Below are 20,095 nucleotides of genomic sequence, written 5' to 3'. Positions count from 1 at the left end.
CATTCAGGCACGGCCTTTGCATGTAGGCAGGAAGCAATCCTCTGGAGCTTCCCCTCGTGGCCGCAGCCGCCGATAAAACCAAGAAATCCGCCGAGAAGGACAAGACCGCCAAGCCGCGCAGTCCGCTCCTGGTCACCGCCCTGGTCGCGGTGCTCGCCGCTGGCGCCGCCGGTGGCGGGGTCTGGTACTTCACCCAGTCCAAGCATGATGACAAGGCCGCCAAGCCGGCCGCCAGCAAATCCGCGGTGCCTGCCCCGGCGCAGTACTTCGGCCTTGAGCCGCCGTTCGTGGTCAACCTCAACAGCAGCTTCGACGGCCCGCGCTACCTGCAGGTCGAAGTGCAGCTGATGAGCCGCGACCCGGCCGCGATGGAGGCGATCAAGCTGCATGCGCCGGCCATCCGCGCCAAGCTGCTGATGCTGTTCTCCCAGGTCGAGCCGAGCGACATCGCCGACCGCGCCGGCAAAGAGCGCCTGCAGGCCAGTTCACTGGCTGAAGTGCAGAAGCTGCTCAAGGCCGAGACCGGCAAGCCCGGTGCCGACGAATTGCTGTTCACCAGTTTCGTGACCCAGTAAGGGCGACCATGAATGACCTGCTTTCCCAGGACGAGATCGATGCCCTGCTGCATGGCGTGGACTCCGGTGCGGTTGAGACCGACCTCGATGCGCCCACGCCCGGCGAGGCGCGCTCGTACGATTTCGCCAGTCAGGACCGCATCATCCGCGGCCGCATGCCGACCCTGGAAATGGTCAACGAGCGCTTCGCGCGCCTGTGGCGCATCGGCCTGTTCAACCTGATCCGCCGCTCGGCCGAACTCTCCGTGCGTGGCATCGAGCTGATCAAGTTCAATGACTACATGCACTCGCTGTACGTGCCGACCAACCTCAACCTCATCCGCTTCAAGCCGCTGCGCGGGACCGGGCTGATCGTGTTCGAGCCGACGCTGGTGTTCGCGATCGTGGACAACTTCTTCGGCGGTGATGGGCGCTACCCGACCCGTATCGAAGGGCGCGAGTTCACCGCCACCGAGATGCGCGTGATCCACTTGCTGCTCAAGCAGACCTTCGCTGATCTGCAGGAAGCCTGGGCGCCGGTGATGGATGTGGAGCTGGAGTACATCAACTCCGAGATCAATCCGCACTTCGCCAACATCGTGACGCCGCGCGAGTACGTGGTGGTCTGCCGCCTGCATGTCGAGCTTGACGGCGGTGGCGGCGACATCCACGTCACCCTGCCCTACTCGATGCTCGAGCCCATCCGCGAGCTGCTTGACGCGGGCATCCAGAGCGACCGCAACGACCGCGATGCCAGCTGGGGCGTGATGCTGCGCGAGCAGCTCAACATCGCCGAGGTCACGCTCTCCAGCGTACTGGCCACCAAGCGCATGAGCCTGCGCGACCTGACCAAGCTGAAGATCGGCGATGTGCTGCCGATCGAGCTGCCCAAGCAGGTGCCGGTGTGCGTGGAAAACGTGCCGGTGTTCACCGGCGAGTTCGGCGTCGCCAACGGTTTCAACGCGGTGAAGATCACCGCCACCCATCCCCCGGGCATCCGCCCACGCGTTCCCGTACTGCAGGAAGACCCGCAATGAACGATATCGAATCCAACGCGCCGGCACCGGCACAGTTCACCCAGCTGCAGTCCGATGACACCACGGTCGGCGACGAGCTCAACCTGGATGTGATCCTGGATGTGCCGGTGACGCTGTCGCTGGAAGTGGGCCGCGCCCGCCTGCCGATCCGCAACCTGCTGCAGCTCAACCAGGGCTCGGTGGTGGAACTGGAGCGCGGTGCCGGCGAATCGCTGGACGTGTTCGTCAACGGCACCCTGATCGCCCATGGCGAGGTGGTGGTGATCAACGACCGCTTCGGCGTGCGCCTGACCGACGTGGTCAGCCCGAGCGAACGGATCCGGAGACTGCGTTGAGTGCCGGGCTGCTGATCGCGGCCGGCGCCTCGACCGTCAAGGTCGGCCAGCATGCCGCCGCTGCACCGGGCATGTTCGGTGCGGTGCTGGCACTGCTCGGCGTGCTGGCGTTGATCGTCGGGCTGGGCTGGTTGCTCAAGCGCATGCCCGGCAGCGGCTTCCGCCCGGCCGAGGGGCTGCGCGTGGTCGCCAGCCTGACCGTCGGCGCGAAGGAGCGCGTGGTGGTGGTCGAGGTCAATGGCACCCAGCTGCTGCTGGGCGTCACTGCCGGCGGCATCAACACGCTGCATCAGCTGCCCGACCCCCTGCCGGCCCCGACGCCGGCGCGCCTTCCCGATTTCAAACACCTCCCGAATTTCGCCCAGCTGCTGCAACAGCGGCTGCGCAAGGAACCCTGACCATGCGTGGCCCCCGTACTTCCTGGACCCGTTACCTGCCGCTGTTGCTGACCGCTCTGCTGTGCGCGCTGCCGGCCCTGGCCTGGGCCGCGCCCGGCGTGCCGGGTGTGCCGGCACTGCCGGATGTGAATGTCGGCAAGATCGGCGGGCAGCCGGTCAGCCTGCCTTTGCAGACGTTGCTGTTGATGACGGCGATCACCCTGATCCCGTCGATGCTGCTGGTGCTGACCGCCTTCACCCGCATCATCATCGTGCTGGGCCTGCTGCGCCAGGCGCTCGGCACCGGCCAGACCCCGTCCAACCAGGTGCTGCTCGGCCTGGCGCTGTTCCTCACCGCGATGGTGATGCTGCCGGTGTGGCAGAAGGCGTGGGGCAGCGGCATGGCGCCCTACCTCAACGGCGAGATCGATTTCCAGACGGCCTGGACCCTGACCACCCAGCCGCTGCGCGCCTTCATGCTGGCGCAGATCCGCGAGACCGATCTGATGACCTTTGCCGGCATGGCCGGCCACGGCACCTACGACAGCCCGGATGCCATCCCGTTCCCGATCCTGGTCGCCTCGTTCGTTACCAGCGAGCTCAAGACCGCCTTCGAAATCGGCTTCCTGATCTTCATTCCCTTCGTGATCATCGATCTGGTCGTGGCCAGCGTATTGATGTCGATGGGCATGATGATGCTCTCGCCGATGCTGGTCTCCGCCCCGTTCAAGATCCTGTTGTTCGTGCTGGTGGATGGCTGGGTTCTGGTGGTGGGCACGTTGGCCGCCAGCTTCAATGCGGTCTGACCGCCCCACCCTGTTGATCGAAACGGACCCGAGACTGACATGACGCCCGAACTTGCCCTGACCGAACTGCGTGGTGGCCTGATCACCGTGTTGTGGGTTGCCGGCCCGCTGCTGCTCACCGTGCTGATCGTCGGCGTGGTGGTCGGCGTGGTCCAGGCCGCGACCCAGCTCAACGAACCCACCATCGCCTTCGTCGCCAAGGCCGCGGCGTTGACCGTGGTGTTGTTCGCGCTGGGCAGCCTGCTGATCGGCCACCTGGTCGAGTACACCACGCTGCTGTTCCAGCGCATTCCCCATCTGATCGGCTGAGGCAGCCGCCGTGGATTCCGCGACCCAGATGGCCGCCGATGGCCTGCAGGCCTTCGGCATGATCGGCACGATCCTGTGGACCATGCTGCGGATCGGCGCGATGCTGATGGCCATGCCGCTGATCGGTACACGCGCGGTGCCGTCACGGATCCGCGTGCTGCTTGCCGGCGCATTGGCGATCGCGCTGTCGCCGATGCTGCCGCCGGTGCCGGAATGGACCGGCTTCGATGCGGCCACGGTGCTGACCATTGCCCGCGAACTGGCGATCGGGGTATCGATCGGCTTCCTGCTGAGGCTGGTCTTCGAAGCCGGCGCGATGGCCGGCGAGCTGGTCGCGCAGGGTACCGGCCTGGCCTTCGCGCAGATGAGCGACCCGCTGCGTGGCGGCAGTTCCGGCGTGATCGGGCAGTGGTTCTATCTGCTGTTCGGCCTGCTCTTCTTTACCGCCAATGGTCACCTGGCCCTGATCTCATTGCTGATGGACAGCTACAAGGCCCTGCCGATCGGCACCTCGCTGCCCGACCCCCAGGCATTCCTGAGCATCGCGCCGACGTTCCTGCTGCAGGTGTTCCGCGGCGCGCTCACGCTGGCGCTGCCGCTGACCGTGGCGATGCTGGCGATCAACCTGGCCTTCGGCGTACTGGCCCGTGCGGCGCCCGCGTTGAACCCGATCCAGCTCGGCCTGCCGGTCGCGCTGCTGTTGGGGCTGTTCCTGCTGACCGTGCTGGCCGGTGAGATGGGCCCGCCCGTGCAACGCCTGTTCGACGCGGCGTTCGATGCCGCCGACAGCGTCAGCCGCTGACCCGGGACACGTGCGGGACAACCGCGTGGCCACCGTATCGCCCTGCACGCCTGCCACTTGCGATCCCCCCGGTGCGTGGCGTTAGTCTTGGCTGACGACGAAATCTTCACCCGCGCTCTGCGCTGATGGCGGCGCGTTCTGTCGTATCGCTCAGGCGTTGACCAAGGAGAGCGTCATCCATGCTGATCGGCAGTTACACCCCGTGGTTGGTGGTCGTGTCATTCCTGGTTGCCGTGCTGGCCTCGTTCACTGCGCTGGACATGGCCAGCCGCGTCACCACCGCGGCCACGCGCCGTACCACCTGGTTGTGGCTGATCGGCGGCGGCTGCGCGATGGGGCTGGGCATCTGGTCGATGCATTTCATCGGGATGCTGGCCTTCCGCCTGCCCATCCCACTCGGCTATGCGCTCGGCCTGACCACGGTTTCGCTGCTGGCTGCGATGGCCTCGTCCATCTTCGCGCTGTGGCTGGTCTCGCAACCGACCCTGCCGCACGGCCGCCTCGCCCTTGGCGCACTGCTGATGGGCAGCGGCATCGCCGCGATGCACTACCTGGGCATGGCCGCGCTGCACATGCAGCCCGGCATCGACTACCACCCCGGCTGGGTGGCCCTGTCGTTGCTCATCGCCGTCGTCGCCTCCTGGACCGCGTTGTTCATCGCCTTCCGCCTGCGCAGCAGCCATCGGCGCCTGCGCGACCGCGCCGCGCCGGCACTGGTGCTGGGCACGGCGATCGTGGGCATGCACTACACCGGGATGGCCGCCGCCCGCTTCCCCGCGGGCAGCATCTGCGGTGCCGCCGGCGGAGAGGGCCTGCAGGCGCAGTGGCTGGCACTGGTGGTGCTGGCCCTGACCATCGCGATCCTGGCGGTGGTGCTGATCGTGTCCTGGCTGGACCAGCGCATGGAGGCCCAGCTGCTGCGTCTGCGCAACACCGACCTGAGCAGTTCGCTTGACGATGCCTACGCCGAGCTGACCCAGGCGGCCCTGCACGACCCGCTCACCCGCCTGCCGAATCGCCGCCTGCTGCAGCAGCGGATCGAGCAATCCCTGGCCGAAGCAGAGCAGCGCGGCAGCCGGTTTGCGGTGATGTTCATGGACCTGGACGGCTTCAAGCAGGTCAACGATGCCTACGGCCACCAGACCGGCGACGCCCTGCTGGTCGCCGTGGCGGACCGCACCCGCAAGCTGCTGCGCCCGGCGGACATGCTGGCGCGGCTGGGCGGCGATGAATTCGTGCTGGTGGTGCCGATCGAGAACGACGAAGACGTGGCGACACTGGCCAGCCGCATCATCCAGACCGTCGGCCGCGAGCCGTTGCTGCCGCGCCACGACCTGCAGGTGACGGCCAGCGTCGGCATCGCGATCTGTCCGGACCACGCCGCCAGCGAGCGGCAGCTGATGGCCTTCGCCGATGCCGCGATGTACCAGGCCAAGGAGGCCGGGCGCAATGCCTACGTGCTGTTCGCCGAGTGGATGAACGATAGCGCCGAACAGCAGTTCCAGCTGTTGGCCGACCTGCGCCGCGCGATCGGCACCGAGCAGCTGTTCCTGCACTATCAACCCAAGACCCGCGTGGCCGGGCAGTCGGTCAGTGGCGCTGAAGCCCTGATCCGCTGGCGCCATCCCCAGCAGGGGCTGATTCCACCAGACCGCTTCATCCGCCTGGCCGAGCGCAGCGGCGTGATCAACGAGATCGGCCGGTGGGCGCTGGACGAAGCCTGCCGCCAGCTGCGTGTGTGGCACGACGCCGGGCATGACGGCTGGACGGTCTCGGTGAACCTCTCCCCGATCCAGTTCGCCTCGCCCAACCTGCTGCGGGAAGTGCGCGAGGCGCTGCAGACCCACCGGATCGAACCACGCCGGCTGATCCTGGAAATCACGGAAAACACGGTCATGCGCGACACCGAGGCGAGCCTGACGCTGCTGCTGGCGATGGCGGCGCTGGGCGTGGGCATCTCCATCGACGATTTCGGTACCGGCTACTCCAGCCTGCTCTACCTCAAGCGCCTGCCGGCGACCGAGATCAAGATCGACCACGCCTTCGTACGCGACCTGGAGAACAGCTCCGAAGACGTGGTGATCGTCTCGGCGATCGTGGCGCTGGGGCACGCGCTGGACATGGACATCGTGGCCGAAGGCGTCGAGACCGCCGGGCAACGCGCCTACCTGGAACGGCTGGGCTGCGACTACCTGCAGGGTTACCTGCTGGGACGCCCGGTGGACCCGGAGCGGTTCATGCAGCTGCATGACCACCCGCGCCCGCGGGTGGAGATCGCCGCCGGATGGAAGGCGCAGGCACGGCCAGGCGCGGCAACAGGCTAGCCGCACGCGCTGGAAATTGGCGGCTGCGCGCAATACCCTGCCCCCTACCATGGGAACAGCAGGCAGCAGGATGTCAGGGAAGAATGTGTTTGAAGGTCCGCGCTGGCAGCGCGATCTTGTTCGTTTCCTTCCCTTGAAGAGCCAGTTCGTGCTTTCCGGGAACATCCGCGACCTGCAGGCCGCCGAAGTGGCACCGGGCACGGTCACCGCGCAGAGCTTCAATCAGACCCTGTGCAACACCCTGCTCGACCAGGGCTATGCGCAGGTGCTGGGCTGGGATCCGTTGGCCGGCTTCCGCGCCCTGGAACGCCCCGGCACCGATCCCGCCAGCGGCATCGCCCTGCTGCAATCGCTGGGGCTGACCCCGGTGGACGGCGCCGCGCCCGCCGGTATCGACCTGCTCAGTGCCACGCTCCAGCGGCTGGTCGTGCGCCAAGGCGAGCCGGTGGCAGTGATCATCGATTTCGCCTCGCGCTTGGCAGTGCGCAGCGACGCCCTCAGCGCCGCCGAACACCAGCTGTTCACCCAGGCCCTGGTGCTCTCCCACCAGGCACGCAGCCGACCGGGCAGCGTGCAGCGCAAGCCGTTCTTCAACACGGTGCTCTGGGTAGTGGAGAAGGAAGGTGACCTGCCCGACTGGCTGCTGGTCGGCAACCCGCGCATCCGCCACATTCCGGTGGCCAAGCCGGACCAGCTCACCCGGCGCGCACTGGCCCCGGCGCTGCTCAAGGGTCTGGCCGGTGCCCCGGACGCCAGTGCCGAGGCCACCGCGCAGGCGGTGGATGCATTCGTGCAGAGCACCGAGGGGCTGCTGTTGCTGGACCTCAGTGCCATCGCGCAGCTGGCCCGGGTCGAAGGGGTGGCGGTGGACCAGATCGGCGACGCCGTGCGCCGCTACAAGGTCGGGGTCACCGAAGACCCCTGGCTGCGCATTGACCGGCAGCGCATCCGCATGGGCGACGCGTTCGTCCATCAACGGGTCAAGGGCCAGCACCATGCGGTGACCCACATGCTGGACATCGTCAAGCGCGCCATGACCGGCGTGGGTGCCAGCCGCAAGGGCAACCGGCCGCGCGGCGTGGCGTTCCTGGCCGGCCCGACCGGCGTGGGCAAGACCGAGCTGGCCAAGACCGTCACCAGCCTGCTGTTTGGTGACGAAAGCGCCTACATCCGGTTCGACATGTCCGAGTTCAGCGCCGAGCATGCCGACCAGCGACTGATCGGCGCTCCGCCCGGCTACGTGGGCTACGATGTGGGCGGCGAACTGACCAACGCCATCCGCGAGAAGCCGTTCAGCGTGGTCCTCTTCGATGAGATCGAGAAGGCCCATCCGCGCATCCTGGACAAGTTCCTGCAGATCCTCGATGACGGCGTGCTCACGTCCGGGCGTGGCGACCGCGTCTACTTCTCCGAGGCGCTGATCGTGTTCACCTCCAATCTCGGCATCTACCGTCAGGGCGAGCATGGCGAGCGCGTGGGCAACGTGTTGCCCGGCGAGCCTTTCGAGCAGGTGCAGAGCAAAGTGCACGACGAAATCGACCGGCACTTCAAGCTGGTCCTGAACCGGCCGGAGATACTCAACCGGATCGGCGAGAACATCATCGTGTTCGATTTCATACGCGAGGAGGTCGCCGTGCAGATCTTCGACCAGATGGTCGACGCGACCCTGGCCGACCTGCAGGCCCAGCACCTGCGCGTGACCCTGGCCGCGCCGGCCCGCGACGCGCTGCGCGCGCTATGCCTGAAGGACCTCTCCAACGGCGGGCGCGGCATCCGCAACCAGCTCGAGGCGCACCTGCTCAATCCGCTGGCGCGTGCCCTGTTCGACCAGGACGCGCAGCCCGGCCAGCAGTTCACCATCGTTGCGGTGGATGCCAACGTACTCCACCTGGAACGCGGTTGAACCGTCCCCTGCAGCTGTCACGCGTGCATTTCCCGGTGACCACGCTGGGGCCGGGGCAACGCCTGGGCATCTGGTTCCAGGGCTGCAGCATCCGTTGCAGCGGCTGCATTTCAGCCGACACCTGGGGGCCGGGGCGCACTGTCGTCGACGTGGCCTCCCTGCTCGAGCAGGTGGCCCCGTGGCTGGACCAGGCCGACGGCGTCACCATTTCCGGCGGCGAGCCGTTCGACCAGTTCGACGCCCTGCTGCAGATGCTGGTGGGGCTGCGCCAACGCACCGCCGCGGACATCCTGGTGTACAGCGGCCACCCGTTGGAAACGCTGCAGCCCATGCTGGACCAGGCGCGCGACCTGATCGATGCGGTGATCAGCGACCCCTACCTCGAACAGGCGGACCAGTCGCTGGCGCTTCGGGGTAGCGACAACCAGCGCCTCACCCTGCTTACCGCGCTGGGTCGGTCGCGCCTGGCCGGCCTGGAGCGGGCCAGCACGCCGGCCGACAAGGCACTTGACCTGATGTTCGATGCCACCGGCACCGTCTGGATGGCCGGCATCCCCCGCCGCGGCGACCTGCTGCGCCTGCGCGAGCTGCTGCGCGCGCAGGGCCACCAGGTACAGACCAGCGCACACACTTCATCGCGTCGTCCAGTCGAGTAACTCCATGATTCGTTTTTGCCCCAATTGCCACACCGAACGCGCGCTGGCCGAGATGTTCTGCGAAGGCCATGTCGATGCGCACGCGTGCGGCTGGGATCTGGCCGGCGAGCCGATCCATCCCGATGGCTGGCGGCCGCAGAGCGTGGTCACCCAGGCAGCGGTGCAGGCATCGACGGTCGGCGCCGTTGCCGCGGAGGTGGTCTGCGACAACGGCCACCCGATGACCCCCGGCGACCTGATGTGCCTGCACTGCGGCGCCAGCGCGACCGATGGGACGGCGGCGGCGGACCTGCCGCCTCCGGTGGCCGACAGCAGCGAAACGGTCATCGATGGCTGGCGGCTGCTGCGCCAGATCAGCAGCACCGACGGCGTGCGTGACCGCTACCAAACCGAACACACCACCACGGCGGTGCAGGCCGTGCTGACCCTGTACCGCCCCGGTGCCGAGCCCGACCCGGCCATCTATGATGTGATCCGCCGCCTGCCGCGCGCGCACGTACCGGAGATCATCGCCACCGGGCGCTGGGATGACCGCGCCTTTGAAGTGGTGGAAATGCTCACCGGTGGCACCCTGGCCGAACTGGGCAGCGTGATCGGCGACCGCGATGCGGTCCGGCATATCGTCAGCGAACTGGGCCAGGCGCTGCATGCGTTCAACGAAGCGGGGCTGCGCCACCGCGACCTGCGCCCGGCCAGCCTGCTGGTGCGAGCGCGCGCGCCACTGGACCTGGTGATCAGCGGATTCGGTTCGGCCCGGTTGTCCGAGTTCGACCTGGACATCGTCTCGCCCCTGGAGATCAGCCGCTACATGGCGCCCGAGGCGATCGCCGGTGGCGTGGCTGCCGCGTCGGACTGGTGGAGCCTGGGGATGATCCTGCTCGAACAGCTCACCGAGGGCGCCTGCTTCGAGGGCATCCATCCCAATGCCTTCCTGATCCACGTGCTGGCCAATGGTGTCCCGATTCCGGAAACGCTGGACCCGGAGCTGGCGCTGCTGCTGCGTGGGCTGCTGGCCCGCGACCGCCACCAGCGCTGGCAATGGCCGCAGGTGGCCGACTGGTTGGCCGGCATCGCCGTGCCGGCGCCGCCGGCGGCGCAGCACGCGCACGACGAGGGCGATGGCGCCAGCCTCCCGCTCGGCACGCGCCGCTATCATCGCCCGGCCGTATTCGCGCTGGCCGCCGCCCAGGCCGATGGCTGGGACCAGGCGCTGGACCACCTGCTGCGCGGGGCGATCATCACCTGGGCCGAGCAGGTCGGCCTGCCTGCCACCGGCATCGCCGGGCTGCGCCAGATTGCCCGCCACGAAGGCATCGAGGACGATTTCCGGCTGATGCTGGCGTTGAAGGTGCTCAACCCGGAAATGCCGTTGATCCATCGGGGCGACATCGTCACGCCCGGCTGGTTGCTTGAGCACCCGTTGGAGGGCTACCGGCTGATCAGCGGTTCGGTGCCGGACCTGCTGGAACACCTGCAGACCGACAACTGGCTGTGCAGGCTCAAGCGGCGCGAGGAAAGCGTACGCCAGCGCGCGCTGCACCAGCACATCGCCCTGGTCGAGGAATCCCTGCGCGTCTACCTGCTGTCCACCTCGCGGGCCAAGCTGGCCTCGCAATGGCAGGAACGCCAGCGCCTGCTGCCTGACACCGCGCATCCCGGGCTGCTGTCGCTGGCCGAGCGCCGGGTGGTGGCCGAAGAAGACCTGATCGTGTTGCTGAGCGCGGAAATCGGCCAGTTCCGCAGTGCCGAGGCCATCCTTGCCGAGGCGGCCACACTCGCCGCAAGCGCCGGTCTCGACGCCTTCGACAGCGACGCAGCCGCGGCCCTGCTACAGCACCCGCGTACCGAGCTGTATCGCAGCGTGGACGCGCGCATCCTGGGCTTCGCCCGCTCCGGCCTGCCCGTGGTGGATGGCTGGGCCGAGCAGTTCCGGCTGGAACGGCGCATGCCGCTGGCGCGCGCCCTGGTGGTGCTGGCCGTGCCCGCCAGCCGCTGGCTGCAGCCGCAGAAGCAGCAGTACGTGTCGCAGATCCTGGACTTCTTCGAAAAGAAAGTGGTCACGGCGGTGATGCGTGGCCCGCTGGTGCGCATGAGCATCGGCAAGACCACCGCACGCGTGGACATGCACGACGTGGACAGCGCCCGGCGCCCCGCCGCCGCGCTGCTCGATCACCTGTTGCAGCGCAACGCGCGCGCCGTGCAGCTGGACCCCGAATCGTTCCAGCGCAACCCGCTGCTGGAGCCCCGCCTGATGGCCCTGGCACGACAGAGCGCGCTGTACAAGCGCGACACCGGCATCGATGGGCTGTATCTGGGCTTTCCGTTCCTGCTCAGCCGCGATCCGCGCGGCACCTCGCGCACCCGCATCATTCCGCTGCTGCTGTGGCCGGCCACGCTGCTGCTGGAGCCGGGCACGCGCGGCCAGGTCGGGCTGGCCTTCGATGGCGAACGCGAGGAAGTACGGCTCAACCCTGCGCTTGAAAGCGTGCTGGGTGCCGAGACCTGCAAGCGCTGGCGCAGCACCGCCGACGAACTGCTGGGACGCTCGGCGATCCGGGCCGCCGATGTGATGGATGCCTTCGGGATGCTGGCCACGATCCGCTCGCGCAGCCTGGTCGGCCTGCCCCCGAGCAGCGTGGAGGTGGCGCCCTACCAGGACGAACTGGAGTGCGCCGCGGTACTGTTCCATGTCACGTTCATGGGCCAGGCCATCGGCGAAGACCTGCGCCAGCTCAAGGTTCTGTCGCCGTCCGGCACCGGCCTCGAAACCGCGTTGCGGCTGGCACCGCCGACCGACACCGACGGCACGGCCTCGCCTGCCACGCCGGAGCTGCAGCGCTACTTCACCGTGGCCAGCGATCCCTCGCAGGAAGCGGCAGTGCTGCAGGCACGGCAGGGACCGGGCCTGTTGATCGAAGGCCCGCCTGGCACCGGCAAGAGCCAGACCATCGTCAACATGGTGGCCGACGCGATCGGCCGGCAACGCAGCCTGCTGATCGTCTGCCAGAAGCATGCGGCGTTGGAGGTGGTGCACAAGCGCCTGGTCGCCGAAGGGCTGGGCCAGCGCGTGGTCATGCTCAACGACGTCAACCGCGACCGCGAACCGGTCATCCGCAGCATCCGCGAGCAGCTCGACGCCCTGTTTACCGCCGGCGCCACGCAAACGGCCTGGCAGCAGCAGCGCCAGCAGGTGGCCGCGCGGATCGAGGCACTGGAAGGCGAACTGGATCGCCACCAGCACAGCCTGCACCAGATCGACGACGCCACCGGGCTGAGCTACCGGCGCCTGCTCGGCGAACTGATCGCGCTGGACGCCGGCACGCCCCCGCTGGTCCTGCCCGCCCTGCGCCAACGCCTGCTGGCACTGGACCTGCCCACCCTGGTGCAGCGCGAAGAAGCCTGCGCGCCCTTGATCCGGTTGTGGCTGCCGGCCCGTTACGAGGGCAGCCCGCTGGCGCAGCTGCGCCCCTTCGCGGCCGACGCGGACACCCTCGCCGCGTTCGTTGCCGCCCTGCAGACGTTCACCGCGGCCGAACAGCACCGGCAGGCGATCCTGCTGGCGCACCCGGCCACCTTCGAGCTGGACGATCCCGCGCCGCACCAGGCGTGGAAGTCGGCGCACGTGGCGACCCTGCTCGGCCTGGATGACGCACAACGGAGCCGACTGGCACGCTGGCTGCCGCTGTTCCGCACCGCACGCGCGGGGCAGCCAAGCCAGGGTGACATCGCGCTCGACCGGCTGCAGCAGATCGAGAAGGCCGTGGCGGCGCTCGACCTTGAGGCCTACTCCAGCACGCTGTCACCGGTGCTCGCCAGCGTCGACGAGCGCACGCTTGCGCAGCTGCAGCGCGATGCCGCGCGCGTGCTGGGCGCGCGCGGCCTGCTGGCGCGCATCAACCCGCTGCACCTGCTGCGCCGGCGACGGGTGAACCGCGTCCTGCAGGCGCAGTCCCATGCGATGGGGGAAGCGGGCACCGCAGCACTGCTGGCCGGCGCGACGCTGGAAGCGCGCCTGCGCCCGCTGCGCACCGAACTGGCCGGCCTGCACCAGCAGCTGGCGCTGGACCCGGTTGGCCAACAGACCGGCATCGCGCTGGGCCCGATGGCACGCGCCAGCGCGCGCCAATTGCTGGATGTACAGGCACTGGCGCAGGCGCTGGCGCAGTCGCCGCGCCCCCAGCAGGCCGACGACGCGGCGCTGGCGGGCGACCGCGCGCACCTGGACGCACTGCTGCAGGACCTGGATGCCTCGCTCGCCCGGCATGCCGCCCGCCATGCCAGCGCGCAGCAGCTCGCACTGCTGGCCGACTGGCTGGAGCAGGCGCTGGTCGATGCATTGGCCGCCGCCATCGCCCACAACCACAGCAACGCCCAGGTGCTGCAGCACCTGCACGATGCCCTGCCCCATCTGCCCGCCTATCAGGCCTTCCGCGGTCGCGCCGGGCAGCTGTCGGGTGCAGACCTGGAGCTGCTGGCACTGCTGCGCCAGCTGCAACCGCAGCTGGATACTCTTTCCAGCGACGCGCTGGAGCCGGCCGTGCGCTGCCTGTTGCATCGCGAAGCACGGCTGGGCTGGAAGCACCGCATGGAGCAGGCGAACCCGGCGCTGCAGTTCGGCCAGGATGAAACCCAGGCCAAGGTCGCCAGCCTGGCAGCTGCCGACCAGCAGATGCGGCGGCTCAACCGCCAGATGCTGGGCACCCACATCGACCTGGAGCAGTTAGGCAACCGCAAGCAGTGGGAAGACGTCACCCGGCTGACCGGGCGCCGTTCGCGCCGCCTGCGCGAGTTCATCGAGCTGGGCAGCGAACTGGGCCTGATGCACCTGCGCCCGGTCTGGCTGATGAACCCGGACGTGGCCAGCCGCGTGCTGCCACTGCAGGCGGGGCTGTTCGACACGGTGATCTACGACGAGGCCTCGCAGATGCCGGTCGAGTTCGCCCTGCCCACGCTGTTCCGTGGCCGGGTCACGGTCGTCAGCGGTGATGAGAAGCAGATGCCGCCCACCGCCTTCTTCTCCAGCCGGGTGGAAAGCGATGAAGCAGAGGTCTTCGATGGCGACGAGCCCGATGCCGAGGTCGATGCCGAGCAGCGCGACGCCTTCGAGGAAACCTGGAACCGGCGCGAAATCAAGGATTGCCCGGACCTGCTGCAGCTGGCCCGCAATGCCCTGCCCAGCACCACGCTGCAGATCCACTACCGCTCGGCGTACCGCGAACTGATCGGCTTCTCCAATGCGGCCTTCTACGGCAACCGCCTCAACGTGCCGGTACGCCATCCGCGCAGCAGCATCGCGCGGATCAAGCCCCTGGAGCTGATCCAGGTCGACGGCGTGTACCAGCACCAGAGCAACCCTGCCGAGGCGGCGCGGGTGGTGGAGTACCTGGCCCAGGTGTGGCAACAGCCCTATGCCATGCGCCCCTCGGTGGGCGTGGTCACCTTCAACCGCAAGCAGGCCGAGTTGATCGAGGAACACCTGGAGCAGCGCGCCGGGCAGGATGCCGCCTTCCGCGCCGCATTCGCCGAGGAACGCGAGCGCAGCGAAGACGGCGAGGACATGGCGGTCTTCGTCAAGAACGTGGAGAACGTGCAGGGCGACGAGCGCGACATCATCGTGTTTTCCTCCACCTTCGGCCGCAACGCGCAGGGCACCTTCCGGCGCAACTTCGGCGTGCTCGGCCAGACCGGCGGCGAGCGCCGCCTCAACGTGGCCGTCACCCGCGCCCGGCAACGGGTGGTGATGATCACCTCCATGCCGATCGCCGACATCTCCGACCTGTTCAACACCCAGCGTGCCCCGGCCAGCCCGCGCGACTACCTGCAGGGTTACCTGGAGTACGCCCGGGCCCTGTGTGCCGGCGAGTTCGACGGCAGCGCACGGCTGTTGGATCGCCTGCAGACCGACCGCAGCGTGGCCAACCGCACCCACGCGGCGCCCGCCGACGAGTTCACGCAGATCGTCGGTGCCTACCTGCAGTCGCTGGGATGGAATGCGGCCGCCGCCAGCGAAGGCGATGCATTCGGGCTGGACTTCGCCATCGAACACCCCGACACCGGCAACTTCGCCATCGGCATCGAGTGCGACGCGCCCAGCCACCCGCTGCTGGCGCATGCCCGCGCCCGTGAAATCTGGCGACCCTCGGTCCTGCGTCGCGCCATCGGCGGCATCCACCGGGTGTCCTCGCATGCCTGGTACCACGACGGCGAGGCCGAACGGGCACGCCTGCGCGTTGCCATCGAGGCGGCCATGGCCCCCGCCCCGGTGCCGACCCCGCCTGTCCCCGCGCAACCGGAAACCCTGCCATGAGTGGTCCCAAAGTCGTCCGCATCGTGACTGCCGAAGAACTGCTGGCCCTGCGCGAGGCGATGCTGCACCGGCTGGACCAGGCGGTTGCGCGCTGGCAGGCGCAGTGCGAGCAGGTCGGCGAGCGTGACGCCTCGGCCGTGGCCGCCGTCATGGCACGCCGCCAGGCGCTGCAGGCACTGCTGGCAGACAACGACAACACGCGGTATGCGCAACTGATCGAGGCCGAAATCGCCTTCCTGCAGGCCGACACCCGCGACCGCGAGGCGCGCGCCGTGGACCGCGCTGCGGCAGGCCGCCAGCAGCAGCGGCGGCAGCGCGACAACGCGGCGGCCGTGCTCAAAACGCTGCAGGATCGACCCGTCGATGCAGACGCGGGCCTGCTGCAGGCGCTACGGGCACTGGCCGACGGTCATCCCGGTGCTGACGCGGAGGCGGTGCTGGCCCGTGCCTTCGCCCTCCTTTCGCCCCCGGAGGAGCAGGCAACACTGAGCGAGGACCAGCGCGCGTTGGCCACTGCATTGCAGACCTCGGCGCCCACCCCCACGCTGGCCGACTGGGCCGCCGGGCAGCCCGCCGACCCCGGACGCGAGGCGCGCCTGCTGCGCGTGGACCGCTACATCGCCGAACTGCAGGTACTGCAAGGCCCGGCAGTCGCCGCGCCCTACCTGGAGGCGCTGCACCACGCCGAGCAGGAAACCGCTCCGCAGCGGCGCAACCTGCTGCTGGACAGCCTGGTTCTGGAACTGGCCGCCGCCTCGGCCGCGTTCGCCCAGCGCCGCGTGCAGCTGGAGCGGCTGCAGGATGTGGCCAGCAGGCTGGCGGCACTGGACCCGGTTGACCCTGCGCCGTTGCTGGCCCAGGTGGGCGCGTGCAGTACCGACACCGCGCTGCCGCTGCTGACCGCGCTGGCCCAGCAGTGCGACACCGCCCTGGCCAGCCACCAGCAGGCGCTGGCGGCAGTTTCCCGGCGCCAGGCCGTACTCGACGGTCTGGCCAGCCTCGGCTATGAGGTGCGCGAAGGCATGGCCACCGCATGGCAGGACAGCGGCGCGGTGGTGCTCAAGAAAGCCGCCACCCCCGGCTATGGCGTTGAAGTGGGCGGCCAGGCCGACGGTGGGCGTCTGCAGGTTCGGGCCGTGGCGCTGGCGGCCGACCGCGACCGCAGTCGCGACCGCGACATCGAAACCCTGTGGTGCGGCGAGTTCGGACGGCTGCAGGCGCTGTTGCACGGTCAAGGCACCGAGCTGGTGGTCGAACGGGCGCTGGGCGTGGGTGAGGTGCCCTTGAAGGAGGCCATCGCCACCGCGACGCCGTCCGGACAGGTGCAGGTGTCGCACGCGCGCAGCGGCTCGATCTGACGTCACGGAACGGTTCTTGCACGACCCCGGGTATTCCCCCGTGTCGTGCAGCCCATGTCCGAGAACGAACAAGCCGGCGAAAAGACCGAGCAACCTACCGAAAAACGCCTGCGCGATGCCCAGGAACAGGGCAACATCCCGCGTTCGCGTGAGCTGGCGACGGCGGCTGTGTTCGGTGCCGGTGTGCTGGCGCTGATGGCCTTCTCCGGCACCATCGCCCGCAACGCCAAGACCTGGATGCAGGTCGCGCTGAGCCCCGAGCCGGGGCTGCGCCTGCATCCCCAGGCGTTGTTCGGGCACTTCGGCGAATTGATGCTGCGCTTGCTGGTGGCCATGTGGCCGCTGCTCGTGATCTGTCTGCTGGCCTGCTTCCTGTCGCCGGTGGCGATGGGCGGGCTGCGCTGGTCGAACAAATCGCTGATGCCCGATTTCAAGCGGCTCAGCCCGATGGCCGGCATGAAGCGCCTGTATGGCCCGGAAGCGATTGCCGAGTTCACCAAGTCCCTGCTGCGCATCGCCTTTGTCGGCACCGCCGCCGGGCTGGTGGTGTGGCACGGCATCCGCCCGCTGCGCGACCTGCTCAACCAGCCACTGGAGGCCGCGATGATCCACGGCCTGGGCTTCACCCTGAAGCTCATGCTCGCCACCGGCGGCGCGATGATGCTGCTGGCCGCCATCGATGCGCCGTACCAGCGCTGGAACTGGATGCGCAAGCTGAAGATGACCCGTGAAGAGCTGCGCCGGGAAATGAAGGAAAGCGAAGGCAGCCCCGAGGTCAAGGGCCGCATCCGCCAGCTGCAGCAGCAGATGTCCAACCGCCGGATGATGGAGGCGGTGCCCACCGCCGATGTCGTGGTGGTCAATCCCACCCATTACGCGGTCGCCCTGAAGTACGACGGCGGAAAGATGGGGGCGCCCACCGTGGTCGCCCTGGGCGTGGATGAAACCGCCCTGCGCATCCGTGAAGTGGCCGACGGCAACAAGGTCGCCATCGTCTCCGCCCCGCCTTTGGCACGCGCCTTGTATCGGGAAGGTCAACTTGGAAAGGAAATTCCCGTGAGACTGTATTCGGCCGTGGCCCAGGTGCTCTCCTACGTCTACCAGCTGCGCAGCTGGGGGACCGGCCCGATGCCGGCGGCACCGAGCATCGATATCGATGAATTCGGCAAGGGAGGCCGCCCATGAGCGCGCAACCTGCCGGGATGAACGTGCGCCGCGCGCTGGACATGATCCGCCACGGCCTGGGGGCCCCGCTGATCGTGCTGGCCCTGCTGGCCATGGTGGTGGTGCCGCTGGCGCCGCCGGTGCTCGATGCACTGTTCACCTTCAACATCGCCATCTCGCTGATGGTGCTGCTGGCGGTGGTCTACGTGAAGCGCCCGCTGGATTTCACCATCTTCCCGATCGTGCTGCTGGTCACCACGATGCTGCGGCTGGCATTGAACGTGGCCTCCACCCGCGTGATCCTGCTCAACGGCCAGAACGGCCACGAAGCGGCCGGCAAGGTGATCGCCTCGTTCGGTGAGTTCGTGATCGGCGGCAACTACGCGGTCGGCATCGTGGTGTTCGCGATCCTGACCATCATCAACTTCGTGGTGATCACCAAGGGTGCCGGGCGCGTCTCCGAAGTGACCGCACGCTTCATCCTCGATGCCATGCCCGGCAAGCAGATGGCGATCGACGCCGATCTCAACGCCGGTTTGCTGACGCGTGAAGAGGCCAAGGCCCGTCGTGAGGAGGTCCGCGAGGAAGCCGACTTCTACGGCGCGATGGACGGTGCCAGCAAGTTCATCCGCGGCGATGCGATCGCCGGCATCCTGATCCTGTTCATCAACCTGGTCGGTGGCCTGGCGGTCGGCGTGCTCCAGCACGGCATGCCGTTTGGGGATGCCGCCGCGACCTACACCCTGCTCTCCATCGGTGACGGCCTGGTCGCCCAGCTCCCGGCGCTGCTGGTGTCCTCGGCGGTCGCCATGCTGGTCACCCGCGCCTCGCGCTCGCAGGACATGGCCCAGGCCATGATGGGCCAGGTGTTCGGCCAGTACCGTGCGCTGACCATCGCCGCCGCGATTCTGGCGGTGGTCGGCCTGGTGCCGGGCATGCCCAACGTCGCCTTCTTGACGCTGGCCGCGATCCTCTTCTTCATCGCGTGGAAGGCCTGGAAGAAGAGCACGGCCGAAGCCCGCGCCGCCGAATCTCCCGCCGCCAACCGTCCCGATACCCTCGGCCTGCCCGGCGCCGCGCCCTCGCCCTCGCCCACCGCCGAGCTGACCTGGGATGAACTGCGCCCGGTCGATCCGCTCGGCCTAGAAGTCGGCTACCGGTTGATCCCGTTGGTGGACAAGAACCAGGGCGGCGAGCTGATGGCGCGGATCAAGGGGGTGCGCCGCAAGCTCACCCACGACATCGGCTTCCTGATTCCCTCCGTCCATATCCGCGACAACCTGGAACTGCCGGCGACCGCGTACCGCCTGCTGATCCACGGGGTGCCGGTGGCCACCGCAGAGATCCATCCCGACCGCGAACTCGCGCTGGACCCGGGCAGTGCGCTGGGCACGCTGGAAGGCATTGCCGGCAAGGACCCCGCCTTCGGCCTGGATGCCACCTGGATCCAGCCGCACCAGCGCGCCAATGCCGAATCGATGGGCTACACCGTGGTCGACCCGGCCACCGTGGTCGCCACCCATCTGTCGCACCTGATTCGGGAGCACGCCCCGGAGCTGCTCGGCCACGAGGAAGTGCAGCAGCTGCTGGCCAACCTGGCCAAGAGCGCTCCCAAGCTCGTCGAAGATCTGACGCCCAAGTCGCTGCCGCTGTCGGCCGTGGTGCGGGTATTGCAGAACCTGCTGATCGAGCGCATCCCGATCCGCCAGCTGCGCAAGATCGTCGAATCGCTGGTGGAAAGCGCGCCGACCAGCCAGGACCCGGCCGTGCTCACCGCTGCCGTGCGCAACGCGCTGGGCCGTTTCATCGTGCAGGAGATCGCCGGAATGTCGCCGGAGCTGCCGGTGTTCACCCTCAACCCGCAACTGGAACGGGTCTTGCAGGAGTCCACGCAGGGCAACGGCGCCGCGCTGGAACCCGGACTCGCCGAGCGACTGCATCAAAGCCTGGCCGAATGTGTCGGCAAGCAGGAAGCGAAGAACGAGCCCGCGGTCGTGCTGGTACCTGGCCCGGTACGTGCGGCGCTGGCACGGCTGGTACGCCACAGCGTCCCCTCGCTGTCCGTACTCGCCTACAGCGAGGTGCCCGAGGACAAACGGTTGAAGCTGGTCGGCACGATCAGTTGAGCCGGGCGCCCGACGGTACCGCGACAGAAAACAGACA

14 protein-coding genes are annotated in these 20,095 nt (G+C 68.4%); all 14 read left to right on the top strand.

Translation table 11 applies throughout. From position 1 onward, the window contains the following. The first annotated feature begins 56 nt into the window (after positions 1 to 56). Positions 57 to 575: a flagellar basal body-associated FliL family protein gene (locus tag ABE546_RS00460; protein ID WP_313211868.1), complete on the top strand. Its 519-nt coding sequence runs from the start codon at positions 57 to 59 to the stop codon at positions 573 to 575. An 8-nt stretch (positions 576 to 583) separates the two neighbouring features. Next, complete coding sequence (gene fliM / locus ABE546_RS00455; protein WP_313211869.1) at positions 584 to 1,591, top strand: flagellar motor switch protein FliM; 1,008 nt, start codon at positions 584 to 586, stop codon at positions 1,589 to 1,591. Then, positions 1,588 to 1,926 carry a flagellar motor switch protein FliN gene (gene fliN / locus ABE546_RS00450; RefSeq protein WP_121036738.1) on the top strand — a complete coding sequence of 113 codons (339 nt, stop codon included), beginning with the start codon at positions 1,588 to 1,590 and terminating at the stop codon, positions 1,924 to 1,926. Before fliM ends, fliN begins: the two co-directional genes overlap by 4 nt. Then, the gene (fliO, locus tag ABE546_RS00445; protein WP_313211870.1) at positions 1,923 to 2,324 is read left to right on the top strand and encodes a flagellar biosynthetic protein FliO; all 402 of its coding nucleotides are present in this window, start codon (positions 1,923 to 1,925) and stop codon (positions 2,322 to 2,324) included. The genes fliN and fliO overlap by 4 nt, the downstream gene beginning before the upstream one ends. Positions 2,325 to 2,326: 2 nt before the next feature. Further along, entirely contained in the window at positions 2,327 to 3,109 is a 783-nt protein-coding gene (gene fliP / locus ABE546_RS00440) for a flagellar type III secretion system pore protein FliP (RefSeq protein WP_121036736.1), read from the top strand. Between the two features lie 39 nt (positions 3,110 to 3,148). Further along, entirely contained in the window at positions 3,149 to 3,418 is a 270-nt protein-coding gene (locus ABE546_RS00435) for a flagellar biosynthetic protein FliQ (RefSeq protein ID WP_019184809.1), read from the top strand. A gap of 10 nt (positions 3,419 to 3,428) precedes the next feature. Next, entirely contained in the window at positions 3,429 to 4,220 is a 792-nt protein-coding gene (gene fliR, locus ABE546_RS00430) for a flagellar biosynthetic protein FliR (protein ID WP_346462244.1), read from the top strand. Positions 4,221 to 4,399: 179 nt separating this feature from the next. Further along, positions 4,400 to 6,544 carry an EAL domain-containing protein gene (locus tag ABE546_RS00425; RefSeq protein ID WP_346462243.1) on the top strand — a complete coding sequence of 715 codons (2,145 nt, stop codon included), beginning with the start codon at positions 4,400 to 4,402 and terminating at the stop codon, positions 6,542 to 6,544. A 70-nt stretch (positions 6,545 to 6,614) separates the two neighbouring features. Beyond that, positions 6,615 to 8,447 carry an AAA family ATPase gene (locus ABE546_RS00420; protein ID WP_346462242.1) on the top strand — a complete coding sequence of 611 codons (1,833 nt, stop codon included), beginning with the start codon at positions 6,615 to 6,617 and terminating at the stop codon, positions 8,445 to 8,447. Continuing rightward, positions 8,444 to 9,103 carry a 4Fe-4S single cluster domain-containing protein gene (locus tag ABE546_RS00415; RefSeq protein ID WP_080341543.1) on the top strand — a complete coding sequence of 220 codons (660 nt, stop codon included), beginning with the start codon at positions 8,444 to 8,446 and terminating at the stop codon, positions 9,101 to 9,103. The genes ABE546_RS00420 and ABE546_RS00415 overlap by 4 nt, the downstream gene beginning before the upstream one ends. 4 nt (positions 9,104 to 9,107) lie before the next feature. Further along, the gene (locus tag ABE546_RS00410; RefSeq protein WP_346462240.1) at positions 9,108 to 15,410 is read left to right on the top strand and encodes an AAA domain-containing protein; all 6,303 of its coding nucleotides are present in this window, start codon (positions 9,108 to 9,110) and stop codon (positions 15,408 to 15,410) included. After that, on the top strand, positions 15,407 to 16,768 hold the full coding sequence (locus ABE546_RS00405) for a hypothetical protein (protein WP_346462239.1): 1,362 nt from the start codon (positions 15,407 to 15,409) through the stop codon (positions 16,766 to 16,768). The genes ABE546_RS00410 and ABE546_RS00405 overlap by 4 nt, the downstream gene beginning before the upstream one ends. Before the next feature lie 54 nt (positions 16,769 to 16,822). Next, positions 16,823 to 17,953, top strand: coding sequence for a flagellar biosynthesis protein FlhB (gene flhB, locus ABE546_RS00400; protein WP_346462237.1), 1,131 nt, complete (start codon positions 16,823 to 16,825; stop codon positions 17,951 to 17,953). A 17-nt stretch (positions 17,954 to 17,970) separates the two neighbouring features. Continuing rightward, a complete protein-coding gene (gene flhA / locus ABE546_RS00395) occupies positions 17,971 to 20,058 on the top strand; it encodes a flagellar biosynthesis protein FlhA (RefSeq protein ID WP_346462692.1) in 2,088 nt (695 codons plus the stop codon). The last annotated feature ends 37 nt before the right edge of the window (positions 20,059 to 20,095 follow it).

The sequence above is a fragment of the Stenotrophomonas sp. TWI377 genome (genome assembly GCF_039674525.1).
In the GTDB taxonomy this organism is placed as follows: Bacteria; Pseudomonadota; Gammaproteobacteria; order Xanthomonadales; family Xanthomonadaceae; genus Stenotrophomonas.
This window is presented reverse-complemented; position numbering and strand designations above follow the sequence as displayed.

Excerpts from the sequence above, each read along its gene's own strand:
- ABE546_RS00425 (WP_346462243.1), top strand. The coding sequence starts at position 4,400 with ATGCTGATCGGCAGTTACACCCCGTGGTTGGTGGTCGTGTCATTCCTG.
- ABE546_RS00405 (WP_346462239.1), top strand. The coding sequence starts at position 15,407 with ATGAGTGGTCCCAAAGTCGTCCGCATCGTGACTGCCGAAGAACTGCTG.
- fliM (WP_313211869.1), top strand. The coding sequence starts at position 584 with ATGAATGACCTGCTTTCCCAGGACGAGATCGATGCCCTGCTGCATGGC.
- flhA (WP_346462692.1), top strand. The coding sequence starts at position 17,971 with ATGAACGTGCGCCGCGCGCTGGACATGATCCGCCACGGCCTGGGGGCC.
- ABE546_RS00435 (WP_019184809.1), top strand. The coding sequence starts at position 3,149 with ATGACGCCCGAACTTGCCCTGACCGAACTGCGTGGTGGCCTGATCACC.
- fliN (WP_121036738.1), top strand. The coding sequence starts at position 1,588 with ATGAACGATATCGAATCCAACGCGCCGGCACCGGCACAGTTCACCCAG.
- flhB (WP_346462237.1), top strand. The coding sequence starts at position 16,823 with ATGTCCGAGAACGAACAAGCCGGCGAAAAGACCGAGCAACCTACCGAA.
- ABE546_RS00420 (WP_346462242.1), top strand. The coding sequence starts at position 6,615 with ATGTCAGGGAAGAATGTGTTTGAAGGTCCGCGCTGGCAGCGCGATCTT.
- ABE546_RS00410 (WP_346462240.1), top strand. The coding sequence starts at position 9,108 with ATGATTCGTTTTTGCCCCAATTGCCACACCGAACGCGCGCTGGCCGAG.
- fliP (WP_121036736.1), top strand. The coding sequence starts at position 2,327 with ATGCGTGGCCCCCGTACTTCCTGGACCCGTTACCTGCCGCTGTTGCTG.